The 24,134-nt window shown below is 32.3% G+C and carries 25 protein-coding genes and 1 pseudogene; 19 read left to right on the forward strand and 7 right to left on the reverse strand.

The window, feature by feature from the left end; all coding sequences use genetic code 11:
* Positions 1–3: 3 nt before the first annotated feature.
* From BAU27_RS26730 to BAU27_RS26740, 3 genes are read left to right on the forward strand one after another with little or no spacing between them, the layout of a single operon-like run.
* Positions 4–792, forward strand: a complete 789-nt coding sequence (locus BAU27_RS26730; RefSeq protein WP_071772539.1) for an enoyl-CoA hydratase — start codon at positions 4–6, stop codon at positions 790–792.
* A 2-nt stretch (positions 793–794) separates the two neighbouring features.
* On the forward strand, positions 795–2,336 hold the full coding sequence (locus BAU27_RS26735) for an acyl-CoA carboxylase subunit beta (protein ID WP_071772540.1): 1,542 nt from the start codon (positions 795–797) through the stop codon (positions 2,334–2,336).
* Between the two features lie 49 nt (positions 2,337–2,385).
* Positions 2,386–4,326 carry an AMP-binding protein gene (locus BAU27_RS26740; RefSeq protein ID WP_071772541.1) on the forward strand — a complete coding sequence of 647 codons (1,941 nt, stop codon included), beginning with the start codon at positions 2,386–2,388 and terminating at the stop codon, positions 4,324–4,326.
* 439 nt (positions 4,327–4,765) lie between these two features.
* Here BAU27_RS26740 and BAU27_RS26750 read toward each other — a convergent pair whose 3' ends face one another.
* A complete protein-coding gene (locus BAU27_RS26750; RefSeq protein WP_071745964.1) occupies positions 4,766–4,963 on the reverse strand; it encodes a hypothetical protein in 198 nt (65 codons plus the stop codon).
* A gap of 316 nt (positions 4,964–5,279) precedes the next feature.
* On the opposite strand from BAU27_RS26750, the gene BAU27_RS33060 reads away from it, so the two are divergent.
* Positions 5,280–5,495: a hypothetical protein gene (locus BAU27_RS33060; protein WP_254798018.1), complete on the forward strand. Its 216-nt coding sequence runs from the start codon at positions 5,280–5,282 to the stop codon at positions 5,493–5,495.
* Between the two features lie 45 nt (positions 5,496–5,540).
* Complete coding sequence (locus tag BAU27_RS33065; protein WP_254798020.1) at positions 5,541–5,771, forward strand: hypothetical protein; 231 nt, start codon at positions 5,541–5,543, stop codon at positions 5,769–5,771.
* Positions 5,772–5,788: 17 nt separating this feature from the next.
* Here the strand turns inward: BAU27_RS33065 and BAU27_RS33450 are convergent.
* Both BAU27_RS33450 and BAU27_RS26760 read right to left on the reverse strand, forming a co-directional pair.
* Positions 5,789–5,845 (reverse strand): annotated as a pseudogene (locus BAU27_RS33450) (exosporium leader peptide-containing protein); the annotation flags it as partial.
* 197 nt (positions 5,846–6,042) lie between these two features.
* Positions 6,043–6,411, reverse strand: a complete 369-nt coding sequence (locus BAU27_RS26760; protein WP_071745965.1) for an FtsB family cell division protein — start codon at positions 6,409–6,411, stop codon at positions 6,043–6,045.
* Positions 6,412–7,069: 658 nt separating this feature from the next.
* On the opposite strand from BAU27_RS26760, the gene BAU27_RS26765 reads away from it, so the two are divergent.
* Positions 7,070–7,450 (forward strand): hypothetical protein, encoded by a 381-nt coding sequence (locus BAU27_RS26765; protein WP_071745966.1) that lies wholly within the window; start codon positions 7,070–7,072, stop codon positions 7,448–7,450.
* Between the two features lie 398 nt (positions 7,451–7,848).
* Complete coding sequence (locus BAU27_RS26770; protein WP_071772543.1) at positions 7,849–8,310, forward strand: homoserine dehydrogenase; 462 nt, start codon at positions 7,849–7,851, stop codon at positions 8,308–8,310.
* A gap of 470 nt (positions 8,311–8,780) precedes the next feature.
* Here BAU27_RS26770 and BAU27_RS26775 read toward each other — a convergent pair whose 3' ends face one another.
* Entirely contained in the window at positions 8,781–9,083 is a 303-nt protein-coding gene (locus BAU27_RS26775) for a hypothetical protein (protein ID WP_368087162.1), read from the reverse strand.
* A gap of 572 nt (positions 9,084–9,655) precedes the next feature.
* Between BAU27_RS26775 and BAU27_RS26780 the strand changes: the two genes are divergently transcribed.
* The 4 genes from BAU27_RS26780 (at position 9,656) to BAU27_RS26795 (ending at position 11,786) form a co-directional block, all read left to right on the forward strand.
* Positions 9,656–10,012 carry a hypothetical protein gene (locus BAU27_RS26780; RefSeq protein ID WP_071772545.1) on the forward strand — a complete coding sequence of 119 codons (357 nt, stop codon included), beginning with the start codon at positions 9,656–9,658 and terminating at the stop codon, positions 10,010–10,012.
* Positions 10,013–10,134: 122 nt separating this feature from the next.
* On the forward strand, positions 10,135–10,656 hold the full coding sequence (locus tag BAU27_RS26785; RefSeq protein WP_083596190.1) for a GNAT family N-acetyltransferase: 522 nt from the start codon (positions 10,135–10,137) through the stop codon (positions 10,654–10,656).
* Positions 10,657–10,702: 46 nt separating this feature from the next.
* Complete coding sequence (locus BAU27_RS26790; protein WP_071772680.1) at positions 10,703–11,263, forward strand: nucleoside/nucleotide kinase family protein; 561 nt, start codon at positions 10,703–10,705, stop codon at positions 11,261–11,263.
* A gap of 64 nt (positions 11,264–11,327) precedes the next feature.
* Positions 11,328–11,786, forward strand: coding sequence for a DinB family protein (locus BAU27_RS26795; RefSeq protein WP_071772547.1), 459 nt, complete (start codon positions 11,328–11,330; stop codon positions 11,784–11,786).
* Between the two features lie 54 nt (positions 11,787–11,840).
* Here BAU27_RS26795 and BAU27_RS26800 read toward each other — a convergent pair whose 3' ends face one another.
* From BAU27_RS26800 to BAU27_RS26810, 3 genes are all read right to left on the reverse strand, one after another.
* Positions 11,841–12,857, reverse strand: coding sequence for a D-alanyl-D-alanine carboxypeptidase family protein (locus tag BAU27_RS26800; RefSeq protein WP_071772548.1), 1,017 nt, complete (start codon positions 12,855–12,857; stop codon positions 11,841–11,843).
* 181 nt (positions 12,858–13,038) lie between these two features.
* Positions 13,039–14,196 carry a sensor histidine kinase gene (locus BAU27_RS26805; RefSeq protein ID WP_071772549.1) on the reverse strand — a complete coding sequence of 386 codons (1,158 nt, stop codon included), beginning with the start codon at positions 14,194–14,196 and terminating at the stop codon, positions 13,039–13,041.
* Positions 14,186–14,881, reverse strand: a complete 696-nt coding sequence (locus BAU27_RS26810; protein WP_033656750.1) for a response regulator transcription factor — start codon at positions 14,879–14,881, stop codon at positions 14,186–14,188. The genes BAU27_RS26805 and BAU27_RS26810 overlap by 11 nt, the downstream gene beginning before the upstream one ends.
* A 193-nt stretch (positions 14,882–15,074) precedes the next feature.
* Here BAU27_RS26810 and yqeK point away from each other — a divergent pair, with 193 nt between their 5' ends.
* The 8 genes from yqeK (at position 15,075) to BAU27_RS26850 (ending at position 23,700) form a co-directional block, all read left to right on the forward strand.
* Positions 15,075–15,683 carry a bis(5'-nucleosyl)-tetraphosphatase (symmetrical) YqeK gene (gene yqeK / locus BAU27_RS26815; protein WP_071772550.1) on the forward strand — a complete coding sequence of 203 codons (609 nt, stop codon included), beginning with the start codon at positions 15,075–15,077 and terminating at the stop codon, positions 15,681–15,683.
* 13 nt (positions 15,684–15,696) lie between these two features.
* Positions 15,697–16,371, forward strand: coding sequence for a DUF3885 domain-containing protein (locus BAU27_RS26820; RefSeq protein ID WP_071772551.1), 675 nt, complete (start codon positions 15,697–15,699; stop codon positions 16,369–16,371).
* Positions 16,368–17,105, forward strand: coding sequence for a 5'-methylthioadenosine/S-adenosylhomocysteine nucleosidase (gene mtnN / locus BAU27_RS26825; RefSeq protein ID WP_175546571.1), 738 nt, complete (start codon positions 16,368–16,370; stop codon positions 17,103–17,105). Before BAU27_RS26820 ends, mtnN begins: the two co-directional genes overlap by 4 nt.
* A 47-nt stretch (positions 17,106–17,152) precedes the next feature.
* The gene (locus tag BAU27_RS26830) at positions 17,153–17,893 is read left to right on the forward strand and encodes a class I SAM-dependent methyltransferase (protein ID WP_071772682.1); all 741 of its coding nucleotides are present in this window, start codon (positions 17,153–17,155) and stop codon (positions 17,891–17,893) included.
* A gap of 27 nt (positions 17,894–17,920) precedes the next feature.
* Entirely contained in the window at positions 17,921–18,769 is an 849-nt protein-coding gene (locus tag BAU27_RS26835; RefSeq protein ID WP_071745975.1) for a GNAT family N-acetyltransferase, read from the forward strand.
* A 195-nt stretch (positions 18,770–18,964) separates the two neighbouring features.
* Entirely contained in the window at positions 18,965–19,525 is a 561-nt protein-coding gene (locus BAU27_RS26840; RefSeq protein WP_071772552.1) for a class I SAM-dependent methyltransferase, read from the forward strand.
* Positions 19,526–19,970: 445 nt separating this feature from the next.
* Positions 19,971–20,450 carry an SRPBCC family protein gene (locus BAU27_RS26845; RefSeq protein ID WP_071772553.1) on the forward strand — a complete coding sequence of 160 codons (480 nt, stop codon included), beginning with the start codon at positions 19,971–19,973 and terminating at the stop codon, positions 20,448–20,450.
* A gap of 79 nt (positions 20,451–20,529) precedes the next feature.
* Positions 20,530–23,700, forward strand: a complete 3,171-nt coding sequence (locus tag BAU27_RS26850; RefSeq protein WP_071772554.1) for an ATP-binding cassette domain-containing protein — start codon at positions 20,530–20,532, stop codon at positions 23,698–23,700.
* Positions 23,701–24,134 lie beyond the last annotated feature (434 nt).

The raw sequence follows: 24,134 nt of genomic DNA on the forward strand, positions 1-24,134 counted from the left end.
AAGATGCTACAATTACAAAACATTTCAGTTGACTATGTAACACCGCATGTTGTAAAGATTTCGTTATATCGAGAAAGACAAGCAAATTCTTTATCTTTAGCGTTATTGGAAGAATTGCAAACAATATTAACGGAAATAAGCGAAGAGTCAAATACACGTGTAGTTATTTTAACAGGTGCTGGCGAAAAAGCGTTTTGTGCTGGTGCAGATTTAAAAGAGCGAGCTGGTATGAACGAAGAACAAGTTCGTCATGCTGTTGGTATGATTCGTTCTACTATGGAAATGGTTGAACAATTACCACAACCGGTTATTGCCGCTATAAATGGAATTGCACTTGGCGGTGGTACTGAATTAAGTTTAGCTTGTGATTTTAGAATTGCGGCTGAGTCTGCAAGTCTTGGTCTTACTGAAACTACACTTGCCATTATACCTGGAGCAGGTGGTACGCAGCGGTTACCGAGATTAATTGGCGTTGGTAGAGCGAAAGAATTAATTTATACAGGAAGACGTATTTCGGCGCAAGAAGCGAAAGAATATGGTTTAGTAGAATTCGTCGTACCAGCTGATTTACTAGAAGAGAAAGCAATTGAAATTGCAAATCAAATTGCTAGTAACGGTCCCATTGCTGTTCGATTAGCAAAAGAAGCGATTTCTAATGGTATTCAAGTAGATTTACATACCGGATTACAAATGGAAAAACAGGCGTACGAGGGTGTGATCCATACGGAAGATAGATTAGAAGGATTACAGGCATTTAAGGAAAAACGAAAACCGATGTATAAGGGGGAGTAAATATGTTAGATCAAAAACAACAATCTAATACTTTTGAAGAACAAGTTGAAACGATTAAACAAGGCGGAGCACCGAAATATCATGAACAAAACAAAGCAAAAGGAAAACTATTTGTTCGAGATCGTTTAGCTCTTCTATTTGATAATGGCGAATATGTAGAAGATGCATTATTTGCAAATTGTGAGCAAACAGGATTACCAGCTGATGGTGTTGTAACGGCAACGGGTAAAATACATGGGCGTACTGCGTGCGTAATGGCAAATGATTCAACTGTGAAAGCCGGATCATGGGGAGCTCGTACAGTTGAAAAGATTTTACGTATTCAAGAAACGGCTGAAAAATTACGTGTTCCGTTATTTTATTTAGTCGATTCTGCTGGAGCACGTATTACTGATCAAGTTGAAATGTTCCCAGGGCGCCGTGGTGCAGGAAGAATCTTCTATAATCAAGTGAAATTATCAGGTAAAGTTCCGCAAGTGTGCTTATTATTTGGACCTTCGGCAGCTGGAGGCGCATATATTCCAGCCTTTTGTGATGTTGTAATGATGGTGGAAGGTAACGCATCTATGTATTTAGGATCTCCTCGTATGGCTGAGATGGTTATCGGTGAGAAGGTAACGTTAGAAGAGATGGGCGGAGCTCGTATGCATTGCTCTGTATCAGGATGCGGAGATGTTTTATGTAAAACAGAAGAAGATGCGATTACACAAGCAAGACAATACATTTCATATTTTCCAAACAACTACTTAGAAAAGACTCCATTGGTTACACCTCAAGAACCGAAACAATTCGATAAAACGTTAGAACAAATCATTCCAGAAAATCAAAATGCTCCTTTCAATATGAAAGATCTTATTAATAGAATTATTGATGAAGGTTCTTTCTATGAAGTGAAAAAATTATTTGCTCAAGAACTAATTACAGGCTTAGCACGTATTGATGGTAAGCCAGTTGGTATTATTGCAAATCAACCGCGTATGAAAGGCGGCGTATTATTCCACGATTCAGCTGATAAAGCAGCGAAGTTTATTAATTTATGCGATGCATATCATATTCCGTTATTATTCCTTGCAGATGTACCTGGATTTATGATTGGTACAAAAGTAGAGCGTGCTGGTATTATTCGCCACGGTGCAAAAATGATTTCTGCAATGAGTGAAGCAACTGTACCGAAAATTTCTATTGTTGTCCGTAAAGCGTATGGAGCTGGTTTATATGCAATGGCAGGTCCAGCATTTGAACCAGATTGCTGCTTAGCATTACCGACAGCTTCTATTGCAGTAATGGGTCCAGAAGCAGCGGTTAATGCTGTATATGCAAATAAGATTGCAGCTTTACCAGAAGAAGAGCGTGCAAGCTTCATTGCTGAAAAACGTGAAGAGTATAAGAAAGATATTGATATTTATCATTTAGCATCAGAGATGGTGATTGATGGTATTGTTCATCCAAACAATTTACGTGAAGAGTTAAAAGGACGATTTGAAATGTATATGAGTAAATATCAAATATTCACGGATCGTAAACATCCTGTATATCCAGTTTAAAAGCCCTATTTAGGGCTTTCTTGCTCAATAAGTCAAGGAGGGGAAAACATTGAAACAAGCAGTTTGGTTTCCAACAGAAGAATATAAAGAAAAAACGCGTTTATTTAGTTGGATGAAATCATTAGGCTACGAAGATTACGAAGCTTTTTATAATAAATCAATTGAAGAAACAGCGTGGTTTTGGGGAGAGGCAGAAAAAGCAGTTGGCTATCAATGGATGAAACCTTATACAGAAGTGTTAGATTTAGAAAATGGTACACCGTTTGCACAGTGGTATAATGGCGGAACATGTAACGTTGTAGAATCAGCTTTATCCCGCTGGCTTGCGGATGAAGAGACAAGAATACAGCCAGCACTTCAGTACGAAGGGGAAAATGGAACTTCAAAATCATTTACATATGAAGAGCTTGACAACTGGGTAAGCTGTGTTGCTAATGGTTTGAAACACGCGGGTATTGAGAAAGGTGACCGTGTAACAATTTATATGCCGATGATTCCAGAAACAGTTGTTGCGATGCTAGCTGTAATGAAAATCGGAGCAATTATTTCACCAATATTCTCAGGCTTTGCGTCTGATGCAGTCATGACACGTGTGCAAGCGGCAGGTTCAAAAATGATTATTACCGCAGATGGATTTTCACGCCGCGGGAAAATTGTTTCTTTAAAAGATGAAGTAGATAAAGCTTGTGAACATTGTCCAACTGTTGAAAAGGTGGTAATTGTTCGGCATGCTGGAAATGATTTTACACCGCATAATTACGATTTTTCATGGAGTACGTTAGAAAAAGAAAAACCATTCATACATGCTGAAGAAATGCAAAGTGATGATCCATTAATGCTCATTTACACATCAGGAACGACTGGTAAGCCGAAAGGGACAGTACACACGCATGCTGGTTTCCCTTTAAAATCTGCATTTGATGCAGGGTTTGGAATGAATATAAAACAAGGCGACCGTGTATTATGGGTAACTGATATGGGCTGGATGATGGGGCCATTTTTATTATTCGGTTCACTCATAAACGGAGCAACGATGGTTATGTACGAAGGTGTCCCAGACTTCCCAGAAGCAGACCGCTTATGGGAGACAGTCGATAAATATGAAATTACTCATCTTGGTATTTCGCCAACGTTAATCCGTGCATTAATGGCAAAAGGTGATGCGTATGTGAATAAACATTCTTTAAAGAGTTTAGAAGTATTCGCATCTACAGGAGAGCCTTGGAATCCAGATCCATGGATGTGGCTGTTTGAAACGGTTGGAAAAGGGAATGTCCCAATTTGTAACTATTCAGGCGGAACTGAAATTTCTGGTGGGATTTTCGGTAATGTTCTAATTAAGCCAATCGCACCAATTAGTTTTAACGCATCATTACCTGGTATGGCAGCGGTTGTACTTGATGATCAAGGAAAACCAATTCGTGATGCAGTTGGAGAATTATGTTTAGAGAAACCTTGGGTTGGAATGACGAAAAGTTTCTGGGAAGACGATGAGCGTTATGTGAACACATATTGGTCACGATTTGAAAATAAATGGGTTCATGGTGACTGGGTTATTTATGATGGTGAACAATATATCATTACAGGACGTTCAGATGATACGTTAAATATTGCAGGTAAACGTATTGGACCTGCTGAATATGAGTCTATTCTTGTGAAACATATTAATGTAATAGAAGCAGCTGCAATTGGTGTACCTGATGATGTAAAAGGTGAGGTTTGTCATTGCTTTGTAGTATTACGAGACGGTGTAATATTTACAGCAGACTTAAAGAAAGAATTAATGAGTCTAGTAAATTCTCATATCGGAAAAGCATTATGTCCAAAGGATATCCACGTTGTAGAGGATTTACCAAAAACACGTAATTCTAAAGTAATGCGACGCGTCATTAAAGCGGCTTACTTAGGAAAAGAATTAGGAGATTTATCATCACTTGTAAATCCAGAAGTAGTTCCACATATTCAGGGGCTACAGTCTAGTAAATTATAAATTTAGGAATGAGCTCTATGTAAATAGAGCTCATTTTTAATGTTTATAAAAAGAGACGAGGGAAGAAGTAAATTTGAAGTAAAAAAATTCTACTAGTATTATTACGTATGTTTGTTTTATAGTTTTTATCAAAATAGGATTGTGGCATGTCTATTCATTGGAGTGATTGAATTTTGTTAAGGATGAAAACTTAGTGAAGAAAAAAGTAATGAATAAAAGGAGAAATCCCTGGGGGACAGGGATTCAATAAGGGAGATAATATTGTCGTTCGATGTCGAAATTTGGCGTATTCGACAAATTAATATTATCACGAATTTTCAGGAGATTGTGATAGTGGATGTGTCAAAAATGTGTACGTGCTACATATAAAAGTGTTATTTAAATAGGAAAAGGGAAAAGGATTAAGTTCACTCGTTCTTAAGATTTTTCCCTTTTAAATTTACTGTTTGTTCGTTGTTCTATATACATCTGAAATTGGTAAATCTTCACCATGTAAAGCTTGAGGACTGTCCTTTTTGTTTGAATCATGTGCCTGCTGAGATGTTTCTTGCATTTGCTCTTGGGCTTTACTAGGAGTATTCAGCGCATCCGATGACACATGATCAAGTTGTTGACTTAATAAATCTTTTTTATCCATGTTATGTAGCTCCTTTTTGAACTTAGATATAAAAACGAAGTGTTTTTAAATAGTTACGTGGGTATTATGTATCTTTGAATGGAATTATATACACAAACCACATTGAGAAATTAACTAATTATAAAAATTACCTGTGATGACAAGCTTAAGAAATATAAAGATCATTAGTTCTTAATAAAAGCGTTATTTTAGTAGGGTGTTACGAAATTTCATTTGAAAGGAACATCCCAATGATAAGGTGAGCACTGTAAATCAGTGCTCATCTTATCAGAAATTTCTTAGTCCTTAAAAATAAAACCATTACGGACAATTTACAATGGTAATAGTGACGCTAGCCATTGTTCCAGGAGAATCAAGAAGTGAAGCAGTAACGGTTACTGTTCCAGGCCCATTAGCGGATAGAAATACAGCGGTAAAATTACCTGAGGCATTGGTAATGACAGCAAGAGGAACCATGAAAGCAAGAGAAGGATTACTAAATGAAAAACTGACTCCTACTCCTGGAGTAGGACTACCGTTTACTAATACTTGACCCGAAAAAAATAAAGTATTATTTCCTTGAGTGGATACACATGCTGTGGTTGCGTTAGAAGTCAAGGTAATAGATGCAGGCCCAGCAGGAAGATTAAATCCAGTTGGTCCAGTTGGTCCAGTTGGTCCAGTTGGTCCAGTTGGTCCAGTTGGTCCAGTTGGTCCAGTTGGTCCGGTTGGTCCGGTTGGTCCGGTTGATCCAGTTGGTCCAGTTGATCCGGTTGATCCAGTTGGTCCGGTTGATCCAGTTGAACCGGTGGGACCAGTAGGAAATTGAAAGGGTTGAACCGGTGGAAGTGTAGGTCCAATAGAACCCGGATTAAGTGCAGCAAAAGATAAAAACTCGTCCATTATATATCACCTCTAAAAATCGTATTACTAATAGTAAATGTAATGATAGAGAAAAGTGAACTGGACAAGCGGTTGTATTTTAATAAATTGAACAAAATAGTTATATGATAGAAAGAGAGATTAGCATGATTACTTTAGAAATTAAATATAAAAAGGCGATTATTTTCATATCGCCTTTTGGATAATGCAGTGTAATTTTATTCAGTTATTTGAAATATAGTTTCATTCGGTTTGGAAAATCCATACAGTTTCCTTGCGAATTTTAAAATTTCTTCTTCACTACCTGTTAAAACTTTAACATCATTTTTAAGGGTATGACCATCCTTCTTTAAAGAAGATAATTTTTGTTGCTCCGTATTCAGCGTGATTTGTTTTTCTTTAATCATTTCTTGTTGGTTATTCAGAGAATATTGAAGGACAAAAATTATAGGTAATATAATAGCCAAAGTAGTTATAAAACGGCGTCTTGTTTTTTTTATATTACCTTGTTGGGTATTAGGGTTCACTTGCTGTGAGGGTATATTAGGATTTGATTGGTGTGATGATACTTTTGGGATGTTTCCCATTAAAATGCCTCCATTACTGATTGTAGAATTTAAACCGTTTAAAATTATTATAAATGTTTAATGGGAATTTTAGAAGATATTTTAATATAGTTGCATATCGCAAAGTTTAAACAAAATCCTTATTTACATAAAAGAAACACCGATTGTCCGCGAGGCTCCTAAGGGTAATCATCAAGTAATGACGTACTCGATTAATTAACGATTTCATGAATTTTTGGTAAAATATTGGTAAATTCATCCAAATCAATAAGGGCATCATTTGAAACAAAAACGTTATTTTAATAGGGCGGGGAATAATGGTGGTTCCATGGAACAAGCGAGAATACATTGTATCAAGGTGATCCTTTTATAACAGAGGGGCAATTTTAGAGGCTAGCGAAAAGGCGAATAAATCATTATATTGGCTTCGGTGCATGTTATCCAAGCTATGAAAAAGTGTGCGGTAATAGTACAAAGAGACTTCGGTTGATTCGGATAGATGATGACGAGGAATGATATAAAAATTTCATTTCGTAGAGAAGTGAAGTGATTAAGGATAGGTATTGAATATGCCATATTTGTATGAATAAAGAGCAGAATTTAGCCTATATATAGGTGTTGGAATTGTTCTAAAGGGGAGAATATCTGAAATATAAATAACAGAGGGGGTGAAATAAAAATGGAAACTAGCACTTTTTTAGGATTGTTTTGGGGATGGGTAACGGTTATCGTATCGGGAATACTTTTCGTACGTCCATCGGTACTACGTGAATTAAAAAAATTAGTGGTTGAAGACAGAGGTTTTGGTATTATGTACGGTTTTTTATCGATTTTCCTAGGGCTAGGCACTGTGATCCTACATAATGTATGGGTATTTAACTGGCAAGGGTTCATAACGGTTATTGCATGGCTTGCATTATTAAAAGGGATCTACATAATTGCATATCCTGAACCCTCCAAGAAAACAAACTTTGAATTAAGAGTACTATCTACACGTATAGCGCTCGCTATCATTGGCGCCTTGGCTTTATGGATGCTTATAGTAATCTATATAAAATAATTTTTTTCTAATGAGAAATAAACTAAAATATGAGAAAAGGCTATAATAATACTAATTATAAATTTAGTCCTACTGGAAGAACCAGTGGACATCAAACTAAAAAGGGCGTTGTTATATTGCTCTGTAGTTTGGTGTCCGCTTTCTTATTTTTTATTAACAAAATAGATCAGGGGTGTTTGTATAAATGACGCAATTAACTTCTGACCTAAAATTGACCGAGAAGAAACACATGTTCGTTCGGGAGGGGTTTTAAAGAAGTTATTACAAATGTGTAAGGTTAATGTAATATTAATCGATAGTAAATCAAGATACTTAAGTGTATTTTAAATAGTATTTAAAAGTACTGTTTATTTATAAAATATTGGGTTAAATAAAATTTAATTAGGAAGTGTAATAAAATGATTGAAATTAAATCAATTATTCATTCGTACAAACTAAAAAGAAGAATAGCTAAAGATTTATATGGCTGCAGAGATGAATTGACGATGTTATTAAATGAATTTAATAATATGAAAAGTAAAGTGAAATCTGAGAAAAAGAAAAATAATATGTTATCTCGTTTACAATTAATTTATCAAAATATGAAATTAGACAAGCAGTATTCGCTTCCGTTTGCTCTTAATAGTAGGTTATTGGAGAGATTAGAAGATGAATCTATTCAAACAACTGAAGAATGTGTATCATGTCTACAAGTAATGTTAGAAATAAATTATGAGAAAATAAAACATTATGGATCTAATACAAGTAGGTCATTTGTGCCGTTATCGCAGTCTTCAATTTGTCTTGCTGATTTTGTTTGTTTGACAGGATTTGTTTTATTAGGCTTACTAGGAACAATTACATTTGGAGGGATAATGTAATCTTTTTATTCACTTGCATAAAAGAAAAATTGTTACTTGTAAAAAGACCACTCATTTAAGTTGTATTTTTTAGTTACATAGGAGAGCTCATGTGGTAGACAGAGAAGAATAACACGAATGCTAATTTATAGTTACTCATTGTTAATGCTTTATGTAACTTTAAAGACGAAGTGTATGATGCTAGTAATACCAAGGGATTTAGCGTTTGGGCTAGTTACACAAAATATAAGATATGGATAACTCATAGTAAACGTGAAATGATAAACCCTATGTTGTCGCAGTGATGAAGTGAGTATGCTGAGGGTTTGTTATTGATGCAAAATTATGTGTTACAGGAACACTGTAATACAAAGTGCACATAGTAAAGGAAAAACTTACTATTGTAAATAAAGCTTATGTGTATGTGAAGGAATTAAAAAGTCGATTTATAAGAGTCAGCTTTTTGTATATTACATTCTATTATTTATCGGTCACAAAAGACATATTTTTTCCTTTAAGTTGACATTGAAAATATTACCAATTTTTTCTTTTACAATGACAACAAATAAAGAAACACTTACAACGACACTTATTTCGTTTAGAACTCCAATCATCATCGCAATGATTCTTTTCTTTAGATTTCCACCAATCATCATTACAATGCTTTTCCTTAGAACTCCAATCATCATCACAATGATTCTTTTCTTTAGATTTCCACCAGTCATCACAACAATGCTTTTTCTTAGAACTCCAGCAATCATTTTTCCAGGACATTCTTTTATACCTCCCTTCAATAGGATTACTATTATCCTATGTTTTAGTAAAAGAATGGCTTGTTTATTAACCTATTATTTTACTTTTATATGATAGAGTGCTTTCTACTAAATATAGAATTCATACAAACTATGCTAATTTTCAAGAAAGAGTTGAGAGAACTTCTGGTTATAATATTAATCAACAAACACTTGTTGAAAGAAACGTTATGATTTTAAATAATATCTTATTTTGGAGTACGCTTTTCTAATTGTATATTTCACAACAGCAAAAGAAAAACATACTATATTACTGCAAACAAAGCCTATGTATATGTGAAATAATAGGAAAAGCTGGTGACTCTTAAAGAAGCTGGCTTATTAAAAAAAAGATTAATTTGATAAAGAGGTTGTCTAAACTTTAAATTCAGTAGAATTAAATCCAAGTCCACTCATTAAATAATCCTCTAATTGTTAGAGGATTGTTTTTATAAATTAATAAAGAAAAGAATGTTTAGTACAATTGTTTGTTTTTTTCTTTCTATGTGTTTGCCTCGTACACTTTTAAGCTAGTGGACATACTTTACTAATAGAAAGGATTAGGGGGTGAGGTTTTGGGTTCTCGATTTAATAATTGTAAAAAGAAGTGTACATGTAAACAGGATGATTGTTGGGAGATATTCGAAGAGTGTAACAAAGAAAAGCATGAGAAATGTGATAATTCTTGTGTACAAGGAATTAGAGATGAGCTTAAGAAATTAATTAATCGAACAGTTCAAATTAATACAGAGGGACGTACTTATGTAGGTACTGTTTCGTCTGTCAGTTGTGATGTTGTTAAGCTTGCAGCTATTCCTGGAGCTGTTGGAGTAATTATCTCCATTTGTAAAATTGAAGCAATTTTCCCTCCTGTTACAACAGTTACCGCTGAGTTTGATTTTAATGGTGTTGACGTAGCAAACAAAGCATAATTATGCTGTTTTTTGTAAAGCCATTCTTATGAATGGCTTTATTTTAATTTCGTATAAAAGGAGAATATATTCTTTATATAGAAATAGGTTTGAGGCTATAAAGAGTGATGCACGAAAGGAGAATGAGATTGATTAAATTAGTGCCCTTTAAAAGATCTGATTTCAAACAATTAATAAATTGGATTAATTCCGAAGAATTTTTAATACAATGGTCGGGAAATGCATTTACATACCCTTTAAATGAACAGCAATTAAAGAAATATACAGAAAGTGCAAACACACTGGCATTCAAAATAATAGATGAGGAGACTAAAGCAGTTATTGGTCATATTTCTCTTGGACAAATAGATAATATAAATAAGTCTGCTAGAATTGGAAAAGTGCTAGTTGGTAATACGAAAATGAGAGGGCGTTCTATAGGAAAACATATGATGAAAGCCGTACTTCGCATTGCTTTTGAAGAATTAAAACTACATAGAGTAACTCTTGGTGTTTATGACTTTAATAAGTCAGCTATTTCTTGTTACGAAAAAATAGGTTTTGTAAAAGAAGGTTTATTAAGAGAGTCAAAAAAAGTAGGAGAAACGTATTGGAATTTATGGGAAATGAGTATGTTAGAATATGAATGGAACAATAAATCATAGTATTTTATAATTATATTATGTTAACAAAAGGGGTTTGGTGGGAATCGTGAATAAAAAAACAAAAATAATTTCAATTGCAGCTGTTTCAGGGGGCGGTAAAACTACCATTACAGAAAGTTTAGCTCATGAGTTGAAAAACTCAAAGGCTCTATATTTTGATAGTTATAAATTTGATAACTGTCCTGTTGATATTTGTAAATGGATTGATGATGGAGCTAATTACGATGAATGGGTACTTACACCGCTAATGAATGACATTCAGCGTTCTATACAAGATAGTAGTTTAGATTATATTATTGTAGATTATCCTTTTGCATACTTAAATAGAGAAGTGGGACAATTCATTGATGTAACTATATTTATCGATACACCTTTAGATATTGCGATGGCTAGAAGAATTTTGAGAGATTTTAAAGAAGATACAATGAGTGAAATACATAATAATTTGAAACATTACATGACACATGCGAGAAAAGCTTATTTAGAGGCGATTAATACGGTAAAGCCGAATTCAGATATCGTTTTGGATGGATCTTTATCTGTAAATGAAATAGTTGTGCAAATAGTAGAGGAATTCAATAGAAGAAATGTGATTTTGCAAAGTTAATTGAAAAATGAATCATATACGAATGGAACATGTCTGTCTATATAAAAAAGTGGGGTGCTTCAATTTGAAAACGCTATTTTATTACAATTGGCAAGTAAGAGATGATTGGTTTAAGTGGTGTGAACAGCTTACAGAGGAGGAATTGCTGCGCAAACGTGTTGGAGGTGTTGGGAGTATTTTAGAAACACTTTTCCATATTGTAGATGTTGAGTATAGCTGGATTAGTGCGCTTCAAGAAAAAGAGGATAGCGAACCACAATTTAAAGATTATCAATCAATTAAAAAAGTGAAAGCATTATCTGATTTATATAGACGAGAATTAGATAACTTTTTGCAGTTATGGTCTGGCGACTTCGAATCAAAAATATTGAAAGCTTCATGGACAGATAAAACATATAAATACGGTGAAGTTTTAAGGCATGTAATTGCACATGAAATTCATCATATTGGTCAGATATCTATATGGGCAAGAGAATTAAATCTTCAGCCCGTTTCAGCGAATTTAATTGGAAGAGGATTATAGATATAGAAACCGACTTGCTAAATGCAAGTCGGTTTTTTATATAAAAGAGAACGGTTAGTTAAAGTCCTCGGATTTTTTCTGACGTATATGTAAAAACATTAAGATTGTAATGATTAAAAAGATTATAACCGTTTGTATGATTAAATTTTTAAACTGAAGTAAAATGGTCCAAGATGTAATAGTGTCTTTGAAAGCTTGGAGTGCAGAATATGAGGTAGGTTCAAAACCGTATTGAAGTAACTTTTTTGTTTCAACAAAAGCCGTATTTTCTTCATTGGCGTCTAATACTACAGAAATAAACCGTGTGTCTCCTTGTTTTGCTGTACTAACAAAACTGTAATTACCGTTAGTTGACAGACTAGATTGTAATCCATCAACACCTTTTAATTTAATGTTTTTATTAAGAGAATAAATCATTTTATTTGTGTTGAAAACTTGAACATCGTTGAAGGTAAATTGGTAAGAGGTTTGTTTAGTAATATTTAATACATCTGGATAGTCTTTTATTAATTGTGCAGCTATTTCGGCTGCGTCTATTGCAGTTGTAATTGATTGTCTATTCTTTTCACTATTTATTCCGGTTGAATTTAAAAATGGAGATTGTTGTGATAACTTTAGTTGTTTTGCTTTTTCATTCATTAACGATGTAAAATTATCTTCATTTCCAGCAATGTGTTCTGCAAGTGCAAGCGCAGAACGATTATTTCCGGTTAGAAGCAAAGCATGAAGTAAGTCACGAACAGTAGTGTTATCCTTTGATGTTACTTGGATCGGAATTGTTTCTGTTTGAAAAACTTCGTTTCTAATTTTCACAGATTCATCTAATTGTATTTTGCCATCATGAAGTTGTTCCATCACAATATATTCTGTCATTAATTTAGATAAAGTGGCCGACTGAATAGGAGTACGTTCATTTTTTTTATAAACAATTTCACCAGAATTAGTATCTATTAAAATAGCTGATTTAGCTCGAATAGTTGGACCATTTACATAAAGATAAAAATATAAAACGATAAGTGCAGTAATAAGAAAAGATAATAATAAAATTGTTATTTTTTTAAAAAATTGCATACGCGATCCTCCTACAATTACATCAATAATATTATTGTAAGAAGCAATGCTTAATTAGTAAGAAAGAAAAGGTAAAGAATTTCTAAAGAATTTTAAGGAATTCTTTAATTTTGGATTTTGATGGAAAATTAAAGGTTCAATTTCTTATTAGATAAGAAATTGAACCTAAAAATATGCCTTATTAACATTTATATGGAAGTAATTTTACAGTGAAAGTTGTCTTTTCATCATCACTATATACTTCAATTGTTCCTTTATGCAGTTCGACAATACTTTTTGCAATTGCTAATCCGAGCCCAGATCCGCCGGTGTTTGTTGATCGCGATTTCTCTACGCGATAAAAACGTTCAAAAACATGAGGTAAATCAGTACTTGGGATAGCTTGTCCGTAATTTGTTATATCAATTGCGATCATATTATTGCTTTCGTAAACTGTTATATCAATATGATTTCCATCATTTCCATAAGTAATAGCGTTTATGATTAGGTTTTCAAACACACGTACTAATTTATCCCCATCAGCGAGTACCATTAGCTTTTGAGAGGGGAAAGAAGGGCGGCATTCAATATTAGCTTCTTGAAGCTGTATCCGAAATTGGACAGTTAATTGTCCAAGCAATTCTACAATATCAATAGGAACAGAATTTAAACTTAACTCTTTATTTTGAACACGTGTATATTCAAACAAATCATTCATTAATGCGTTGAGACGGGTTACTTTATCGTATATGACTTGTATATAATGACGCAATTCCACTTCATCTCTATAATTATCATGATGGATTAAATTCACATATCCAACTATAGATGTAAGAGGCGTTCGTAAGTCATGTGATACATTCGTAATTAGTTCGCTTTTTGCTTGTTCCGCCTGTCTTTCTTCATCAATTGATACTTTTAACTGTTCAACAATTTGATTAACGCCAGTTGCTAATTCTTCTAAATAATTATGCTGTACAATAGAAACTTTATGATTAAAGTTTCCACTCGCAATATATCGAATTTCTTCAATCATTTTTTTAATACAAGTTTCATAGTAAAGCTTTCTTTCATGACGATAAAAAATGTAAAGATAGGATGAGAAAATAGAAAATAAAAACAAATAAGAAACGATCATCATCCATAAAGATTCCTTTATCCCTCTATACTTTTCATAACCAAAAATTCGAATGAATTCTTTACCTAGTTCGCTTAGAGTAAGTGAACTCTCAATTACACTCGTTACGAGGCGGAATATAATTAATTCGGTAATAGGTGTAAGAGTGATAGCTAATAAAAGCCAAAAAATAAGCTTCCACTTTGGTATATCTTTTAATATATCAAATGCTTCATTTCTCAATTTTATATCCTACTCCCCAAACCGTATGAATTAGTTTTTCACCATTCATTACGGTTTCAAGTTTATCGCGTAAATTACTAATATGGACCATAACCGTTTTATTAGAACCATAACCGTCTTCATTCCAAACGCGTTCGAATATCTCTTCAGAGCTAAATACTCTTCCAGTATTACTCGCAAGTAAATATAAAATATCAAATTCGATAGAGGTGAGCTTAATATATTCACCATTTACTTTAACCGTATGATTATGTTTATGAATTTCAACTGTACGAATGCGAATAATACCATCTTCATTCTTTGGTGTGGCAGCGTTTTGGAAAGATGATCTACGTAACAATGCTTTCACTCTAGCAACTAATTCTAGTGGATTAAACGGTTTAATCATATAATCATCTGCACCGGTCATAAGTCCTAATATTTTATCCATATCTTCAGCTTTTGCACTAAGCATAAGGATAGGTACAGTATTATTTTCACGCACTTCTTGACAAACTTCTAATCCATTTCGTTTTGGCATCATAATATCCAAAATCATAAGGTCAACTTCATATGTAGATATCATTTGTAATGCTTCATCACCATCATAAGCTTTATAAATGTTATAACCTTCATTTCGCAAATAAACAGCGAGTAATTCTACAATATCTTTATCATCATCAATAATTAATATGTTTTTATTCATCATATAGTTCCTTTCCTTACAAATCATCAACATTACTATAATATCAAACATTTATGTATTTTGTAGTAATGTTTCTACATAAAATTTCACGTAACGTATTAAAAAGGAATTAACACAATTATAACGAATACAAAATAAGAAGGATATTTGAATTTCACGTTATATTGAAAGCTAGTTATAAGGGGGACTTGCTATGTTATATAATGATATATATTCATTTACTCCAACTGAAAAAATAGAAAATGATATTAAAGCTTTTTTATTAACATACAATAAAGAATTTACATATAAACATTCAATTCGTGTGGCAAATGAGGCAAGAAAAATTGCGGGAATATTTTATGAAGATAAAGAAAAAGCAGCGATTGCAGGATGTTTACATGATATTAGTGCAATCTTTCCGAACGAAGAACGGATTGCAGTTGCTGAAAAATTTGGTATAGAAATATTACAAGAAGAACGAGAATTTCCAATGATTATCCATCAAAAATTATCGAGAGTAATTGCAAAAGAGATATTTAAAATAGAGGATGAAGAAGTTTTAAATGCTATCTGTTGCCACACTACTTTGCGTAAACATGCTACAAAGATGGATTTAGTACTATTTGTTGCTGATAAATTAGAATGGGATCAAATAGGGACACCTCCATATTTAATAAATGTAAAAAAAGCTTTAGGAAACTCTTTAGAACATGCTGCTATTGTATATATTTCATATTTGTGGGAAAGAAAAGATGCATTAAAAGTCATACACCCGTGGCTAGAAGAAGCATATTGGTATTTAAAAGAAATTGTAGAGTAGAAAGGGTATAAAAATGAAATTAAAAGAGTATATGAATCAAACATTCCCAGGAGTTACATTAGTACCGTCCATATACTTTCAGTGGGAAAATCATCTTCATTTTGATTTTGGGAAAGATAAATATCAATTCAAAGAAGATAGTAACACGTATAATATGGAATATTTCATAAAACTATATAGATATAATAAAAATCTATTTGAAGATATATTTTCAAAAGAAGATACCGTCTTTTTAGTCACAAATGTTTATCGATTTAAACAGGAAAATATAAAAAATTCGCAGAAAATAAATGTATACAATAGATTTATTAAAAAGAGGGATTTAAAGTTTCATATAAGACAAGAAACATTACCTTTTCTATTTGAAGATGAAGAAGCTGACTTATATTGTACATATCAATTTTCTTTACAATGTTTTGCGGAAGACATTAAATATGAACCGCTTATTGAAGCTGTTAATCATGAGGATTTCCCTGACCTACGTCCACACCTAGGACGAAAAAAAGAAATTTCATATCCAGATGTATTTTTTATAAATGTAACAAAGGATATCATCATGTTTATTTATGATGATAGAGGATGTGAAATAATCGCGAAGAATAAAGAAATGATATGGGATTTATATGAGAAGTATAAAGAGTGGGTACCAGATTATGAACGAGAAAGTATAGATAGCTTATTTCAATGACAATAGGGGAAGTGAAGCGTGTAATGAAACGTATCGCCATCGTATCCGCATGGGAACCAGAACTTACGTATTTGCATCAACATTATCCAAGTGAGCGTGTAGAGAAGATAGCAGCTTGGGAATTTCATTTTCATTTTATTAATGAATTAGAAGTGATATCAGTTGTGACAGGTGTTGGAAAAGTAAGTTGTGCTAGTTGTGTACAATTATTAATTAGTGAATTTCAGCCAGACCAATTATTTATGACAGGAATTTGCGGGAGTTTATCAAATAAAGTGAAAAATGGACATATCGTTGTAGCTCTTAATACTTTGCAGCATGATGTTACAGCGGCTGGTTCAGGAGAAGATAGTTTTAATCTATATGATGGTAGAACAGCACCTATTGAAACAACTAAATCACTCGTAAAACGAATGAAGAAATTACGTTCGTATGATCCGGTCCATTTTGGTACATTTCTATCTGGAGATCAACGTATTCGAAGTTCAGAAATGAGATATTTACTGCATACTGTTTACGGCGCTTTAGCCGTTGATCAAGAAGTGGCCGCATTTGCTTATGTATGTCATATAAATAAAAAACCATTTCTATGTTTAAAAGCTGCCTCAGATCAAGCGAATGACAAAACGAAAGAAGAACAAAAGGTTTTTAAAATGTTAGCATGTGAACGAGCATGTGAGCATTTAATTACTTTTTTACGTGTTTATGAGATTACTGTAGTTAACAATAGATAACAAGAGGGGAAATGGCTACTCATTTCAAATTAAGAGGTGAATTACAATTGCATACGTATTATGGAGAACTTTGTACAAAGATATATGAAAGTGATAAATCAATTGCGAGTGGAAAAGAATTGGATTTTTATCTTTCTTTTGCAAAAGACAAAAACATGAAAGTGTTAGAGCCAATGTGCGGAAATGGTAGAATGCTAATTCCTTTTATACAAAATGGTGTGAATATAGAAGGATTCGACCTTTCAGAAGACATGCTTAAAGTGTGTAAAGAGAAAGCGGAAAAATTAAACTTAAAACCGGTTGTGTCACTAGGGAGAATAGAAGAATACCATAGTGATAAAAAATATGATCTTATTATGATTCCTATAGGTTCATTTTCACTGTTACCTGATAATTTAGTAGAAATTAGTCTTCAAAATATGAAAAAAAACTTAAAGAAAAATGGAAAATTGCTTCTAACAATTGTACAAGGTGGAAGTGAGACAGAACAAATTCTAGATTGGATAGAGACAAATAGAAAAGAAATTAATAATGAATTAATTGTTGAGTATAGAAAAGTGTCATATGATAAGGCGCAAAAACTTTTGAATATTATACTGAAATATGAAGTCGTTCATGATGAGAAAATTGAAGAAACTGAGATTATGGATTTTCTTATAAGACTATATGATTTAAAAGAGTTTGAAAATATACTTATTGCTAATGGATTTAGTCAAATTGTTGTTCATGAAATAAAAGATGGATATGGTGTAGGGAATTCATTTCATGTATTTGAATGCAATTTATAACAAATCAAAGCGGAGGATTATACTTATATGATTCAATACAAAAGATGTAGTGAAGTAAGTATAGATTTAGTGTATAAAGCTTTTAAGGATGGATTTTCAGATTACATCATTAAAATGGAAGTTTCAAAAGAAGATTTTATAAAAAGATTTTTTGGGCCAGAAGGGAATTCGCTAGAACACTCTTTTCTTGCGTTAGACGGTGACAAATGTATTGGTGTAATACTTGGTGGTATTAAGGTATATGAAAGTATAAAAACAATGCGCTGCGGAACATTAGCGGTTCATCCAGAGTTTCGCGGCATTGGTGTAAGTCAAAAGTTATTTGAGTTACATAAAGAAGAAGCGACACAAAATAAATGTAAGCAACTTTTTCTTGAAGTTATTGTAGGAAACGATCGGGCGATTCATTTTTATAACAAATTAGGTTATGAAAAAGTATATGATCTTTCTTATTATAATTTAAATGATTTAACTGAAATAATGAATAAAGGTAATAAAAATATTGAAGTAAAACAATTAGAATTTCCAACATTTAAAGTTGAAATTCAGAAATGGTTAAACTTCCATATAAATTGGCAAAATGATATTGATTATATCGAAAAAACAAATCATACATTTTACGCTGCATATGTTGATAGTGATATAAAAGGTTCTGTGTGTGTAAATGAACAAGGAAAAATTAGTTTTATTTTTATAGACAAAGACTATAGAAATATTGGTGTTGGGACGAAATTATTACAGGTAGCAAGTGAAGAATTAAAGTTATCAAGTTTATCAATTGGGTTTCCAAACAACAATTTACTGGAAGGGTTTTTAAAGAAAACTGGATTTGAAAAGAATTCTTTAGCACAATATGAAATGTATTTATTGCTATAAAAAGCGGAAGGAATTATTCTTTTCGCTTTTTATTTTGTACTATAAACGTTTTTGCTGTATGTGGGAGGATAAGTAAAAACAACAGAAGTTTTGTTATCTGTCTTATTGAGCTAACTGGCACTTTAGTTGAAGAAGGAAAGTATATATTAAACATAGAATATATTAATACATTAAAAGATTTATGAGGTGAAAGTGATGGCAATTAAGCAAGGTGAAATTAAAGTAGTAGTCGGAGCTGGAGTATTTAATAATAATCCAGGCTGGGTTCAAACCCAAGAAAATGAACTTAACTTACTAGACAATACCACTTGGGAAGAAAGATTTGAATACAATTCCATTTCAGCTATTTTAGCTGAGCATGTATGGGAACATCTTACTTTTGAAGAAGGTGTAAAAGCAGCTGAAATTTGTTATAAATTTTTAAAGTCATCAGGTCATATTCGGTGCGGAGTCCCTGATGCATTTTTCCGAGATGAAACCTACCAAAATATAGTTCAAATAGGCGGACCTGGCCCGAAAGACCACCCAGCTGCAAGCCATAAAATCGTACATAATTATAAAACATTAACGAAAATGTTTGAAATTGCTGGATTTGAGGTAGTTTTACTTGAATATTGTGATGAAAATGGTCAATTTTATTACACAGAATGGGATGCGAATGACGGCGTTATTTTCCGTTCGAAAAGGTATGATTCTAGAAATAGAGGCGATAAACTTGGTTTTCCATCGCTAATTGTTGACGCGATTAAAAGGTAAGTCATTCACCTAAAATAGGTGTTAGTTCTATCAGTTCATGAGTCGCAAATGCGGCTTTTTTTATTTGTTTTGTAAACCTACGTTTTGCAAGGAATTAGACATACATAATAAGTGATTTTGAACGTTACATAACTTGATTTGAATACTATATTAGCTCTTATTAACACCATTTATCTTAAAGGAAATTGCTTTTAAATATTTAATGGAAATATCATATAAATTAAATAAATCAACGTTTTCTCATGTTGAATTTTTTTACGGAAATGTTGAGGTACGCCTATTGTAATAAACACATGGAGAGAATATATAATAAATCAATCAATGTTTAAGATACCATTCACACATTAAATTAATATTTCATTGCCATAGAGATTTCTTTTATACATAAATTCGTGTAAAATAAAACAAGAACATACATTCTACATAAGAGTAGGAGGGAATAAATATGTTAGCTCAAATAGAGAAACAAACTGATGGCTATATTATAAAATTTGAACGCCAATTTCCCAATACAATAGAGGAAGTTTGGTCTGTTTTAACTGAAAACAGCAAGCTTAAAAAATGGATGTCCAATTTACAAATTGAAAACCTTAAAACAGGTGGAATTATAAAGTTCGACATGATGGATGGTTCATTTTTAAATATTGATATTTTAGAGTGCCAACTAAATTCAGTACTTGAATTCACATGGGATAAAGATCGTGTCCGATTTGAAATACATAAAGAGGAAAATGGTTCGCTTTTACTTCTTAAAGAATACATTCATGAATTAACTGACCATACACCGAAAGATATAGCTGGTTGGCATATTTGTTTAGATCTTTTTTCTTCCGTTTTAGAAGAAGAAGAGAAAGAATTTTCCGAAAACGAATGGCAACAATGGTTCGGGAAATATAAGGATAAGATTCAAGAAGTGAGAGGATAATTGTATAATAGGTAATATTCATTATGTAATTATTATATTATAAAAATGATTTTGTGGAAAAATAAGAATAGAGGTTAATATGAAAATAAATCAATTAATTGTTAATAACATAAATAAACTTGATACTGTTATTCCGTTTAATAAATCACTTGGCATTGCTGGTTTATCTGGGTCTGGAAAAACAACTCTTTGTCAAACAATTGGTGAAGAATCAAAGAAGCGTCTAGTTTCCTTATTGCCAAAGGCTGAATATCAATATTTATTTCCTAATATTATGGAAACTAATTTTAGTGCAATTAAAATGGAAGAAATGCCTTTAGTACTTTTTTTAGGGAAATCATCAATTTCTTCCAATCCGCGTTCGACGATTGGTACTCATACAGGTGTTTTTAAAGAGATTCGTGAAAAATTAGCGGAAGAATTTAATCTTTCTCCTGAAGTCTTTTCATTTAATAATCAATTAGGTTGGTGTGCTGGCTGTAAAGGGCGTGGTACTACTAAAAATATTGAGTGTAAAAAATGTAAGGGGAAACGTTATAGTGAAGAAGTTGAACAACGTACTATTGAGTTGTTTGCTAAATCACATACAATTTCAGATATTAACGATTTAAGTGTTGAATCTATTCTTTCATTAGCAGAAGAATTAACTATTAGCGAAGCAAAACAACATATATTGCAAAATATTATCAATATGAACATTGGTTATTTAACATTAAATCGAATTATGGGTACGTTGTCAGGTGGAGAATTAACACGACTTTACTTAGCTGAATTCATGGCAGTAAGTGAAAATGCTGTAATTATTATTGATGAGATTTCAGTTGGACTTGATCATGAAACATTATTACAAATATTAGAAGAGATCAAGCAATTAGGGTGTAAAAACCAAATTTGGCTCATTGATCATTCAGATACAGTACTGGATACAACAGATGAGCAATTGTTCTTCGGACCTGGTAGTGGAAAATATGGTGGGAAAATCGTAAAAGAATCACCAAGGCCAAAGCCAATACTATCGGAACGAAATTACGAAATGCCAACAGGATATTATACATTCCATGAATTATATTGCCGAAATATCCAAATGACTGAGTTTCAGATTCCTAAAAATAGACTTGTAACTGTTACAGGAGAGTCTGGATGCGGGAAATCTACACTTGTCAATGAGTGTTTAGCTAAAGATTTCTTGAAACGATATCCAAAAGATAAACTAGTTATGGTAGGGCAAGATCGAAATCAATCGATTACAAGTCGGTCAACTGTAGCAACTTTCCTAGATATTAAAAAGAAACTGACAAAGTATAGTGAAGAAATTGATGATATTTTTGAGCGCTCAATTGAGGATATTATTGATGAAATTCCAAATGAAGATATTGCTTATAAACGCTTGTGCCTACTAATCAAATTAGGACTGGGCTATTTAACATTAGAACGAAAAACACAAACATTATCAACGGGTGAGTTTCAATGTGTTCATTTAGTTTCTGAGTTATTTGCAAAAACAAGAAATCCACATACATTGTTTATTTTTGATGAGCCTTCAAAAGGTTTATCGCAAAATATTTTAAATCAATTTATAGATAGTGTTAGAGAGATATTGCAAGATGAATCAGTCTCTATCATAATGATTGAGCATAACAGTTACATGCTAGAAAGTTCTGATTATATCGTCGATTTCGGAAAAAGGCAGCTTGGATCTATAGAGCATCTTGATGTAGTAAGTCATGATGATTATTATCGTCAAAAGAGCAGTGTGAATAATGCTGGGCAAATACATATTTCTTCAACACTGAATCAACAAAATGGAATTAGTTATTTAGAAGAAAATCATATTGATTATTTTAAAAATGCAGAAAACATCTATAAAGGTGGAATATTAAAAAGCTTATCATCAATGGCTCGTTTAATTTACGGTGAATATGAATCTGATACAATTGCACCTGTTGTTGCTATTGATCTTGAAAGACATTTATATAGTCAATATAGTTTCTTATATGAAATTGGTGGATTGATCAATCATATTGTAGCTGCTCATCCGACTAATAAAGATACGAGAAGCTTCGATTTCTATTCTCAGGATAATCATTGCCCATCATGTTCGGGACGTCTTCAAATTGAAGTTTTTGATAAAGAAATTACAATTCAAGATAAAAATGTTCCATTTTGGGATGGTCTATTTGATCCGGAAATCATGAAAGTATTAAAATTTTATCAATATGAAAAAATTGAATTTCTATTTGAAGAAATTAAAAATGAGCTTGGTCATGATTTGTCAAAGAGCTATAATGATATGTCTGAGGAAGAAAAACATACATTTTGGTACGGCTATTTTGATAAGTCCTTCTATGATAAGAAAGGTAAGACACGTAGAACATGGGTAGGATTTAATACAATTATTGGTGGATATATTGTTATTTCTAAAGCAGCTATTAAAGAAGATATTAAGACTTCTAAAGAAATGATGACATGTCCAATTTGTGAAGGGACGGTATTAAATCATCATAAACTGCTTAAATTTGGAGATACAGATATTCGTGAAATTATTAATCAGCCGCTTAATGAAATAATAAAAATTGTAGGAGATTTACCTGTACTCATCAAATTGAAAACTATCATAGGTGACAATATGATTATGACAGAAGATGTCTCTTTACTGCCTAGGAAAACACAAGTCGCACTGAAAATGTTTGAATTAGAACAAGCAAGCTTTTCAAACTATGAAATGGTGCTACAAAATGTTTTACCATTCTGGGGCGAAATTAAAGGTAATATCGAATCAATCAGCAATAATAACAAGGTGACTATTTGTGATTTCCAAAATATCAATGAAACAAGAGAAACTATCATAGATAAGTATTTCACAAATGGAAAATATAAAAAATTAACATATGTGTATGAAGCATTTGGTTATAAAAAATTAGTTACCCAAATTAATAAAATAAAAAAAAGCAACCCATGTCCATTCTGTAACGGAAAAAAAGTTATAACCGAAGATAATCTACATGATGGCGTGTTTAAATTAACAATTCCATGTATAACTTGTAATGCAACTGGTATTAATGATGAAGGGCTAAAAGAAATTGTTGAGGGCGTGGATGTACAAACATGGTTAACTGGAAAAGTTAGTGATGTTGTGGATGAAAGTTTACGAACGGAAGCTGTTGAGGATATACCTATTTTTAATCGTATTCGTGAGTTGGATAAACGAGATATGATGGCGGTTTATGAATGTTTGGAGATTAATAAGTAAAATTTTATTAGTTTATGTGTTATTAAAACCACTAACTCAATTAATATTAAGCGTGTATTCTTAATGGTGAATGTAATAGCACAGTATGATTATTATGAAATAATGAAAGAAGATCCAACTTCTTAATGTCAAAATTAAGAAGTTGGATTTTTTAGTGTTTTTATGTCTCACATACAATATTTCTCACTTTAGAAAGAAGTAAAAGAGTCAGGGGGATTGAAAACTAAAAGGGATAAACGATTGATATATTATGTAATTATTATATTATAAAAGTGACGATTAGAGATAAATAAAGGTAATGAATGCTAATTGGTGTTTATAAACTTTTTTGTTTTATTGTCTGATTTTTTAAATTTAACAGAAATATATACTTGAATGAAGTGTATATTTCTGTTAAATTTATCCTATGGACAAAACAAGTTTAATTAAAGGTC

The sequence above is a fragment of the Bacillus sp. NH11B genome (assembly GCF_001884205.1).
GTDB classification, from domain to species: Bacteria; Bacillota; Bacilli; order Bacillales; family Bacillaceae_G; genus Bacillus_A; species Bacillus_A proteolyticus.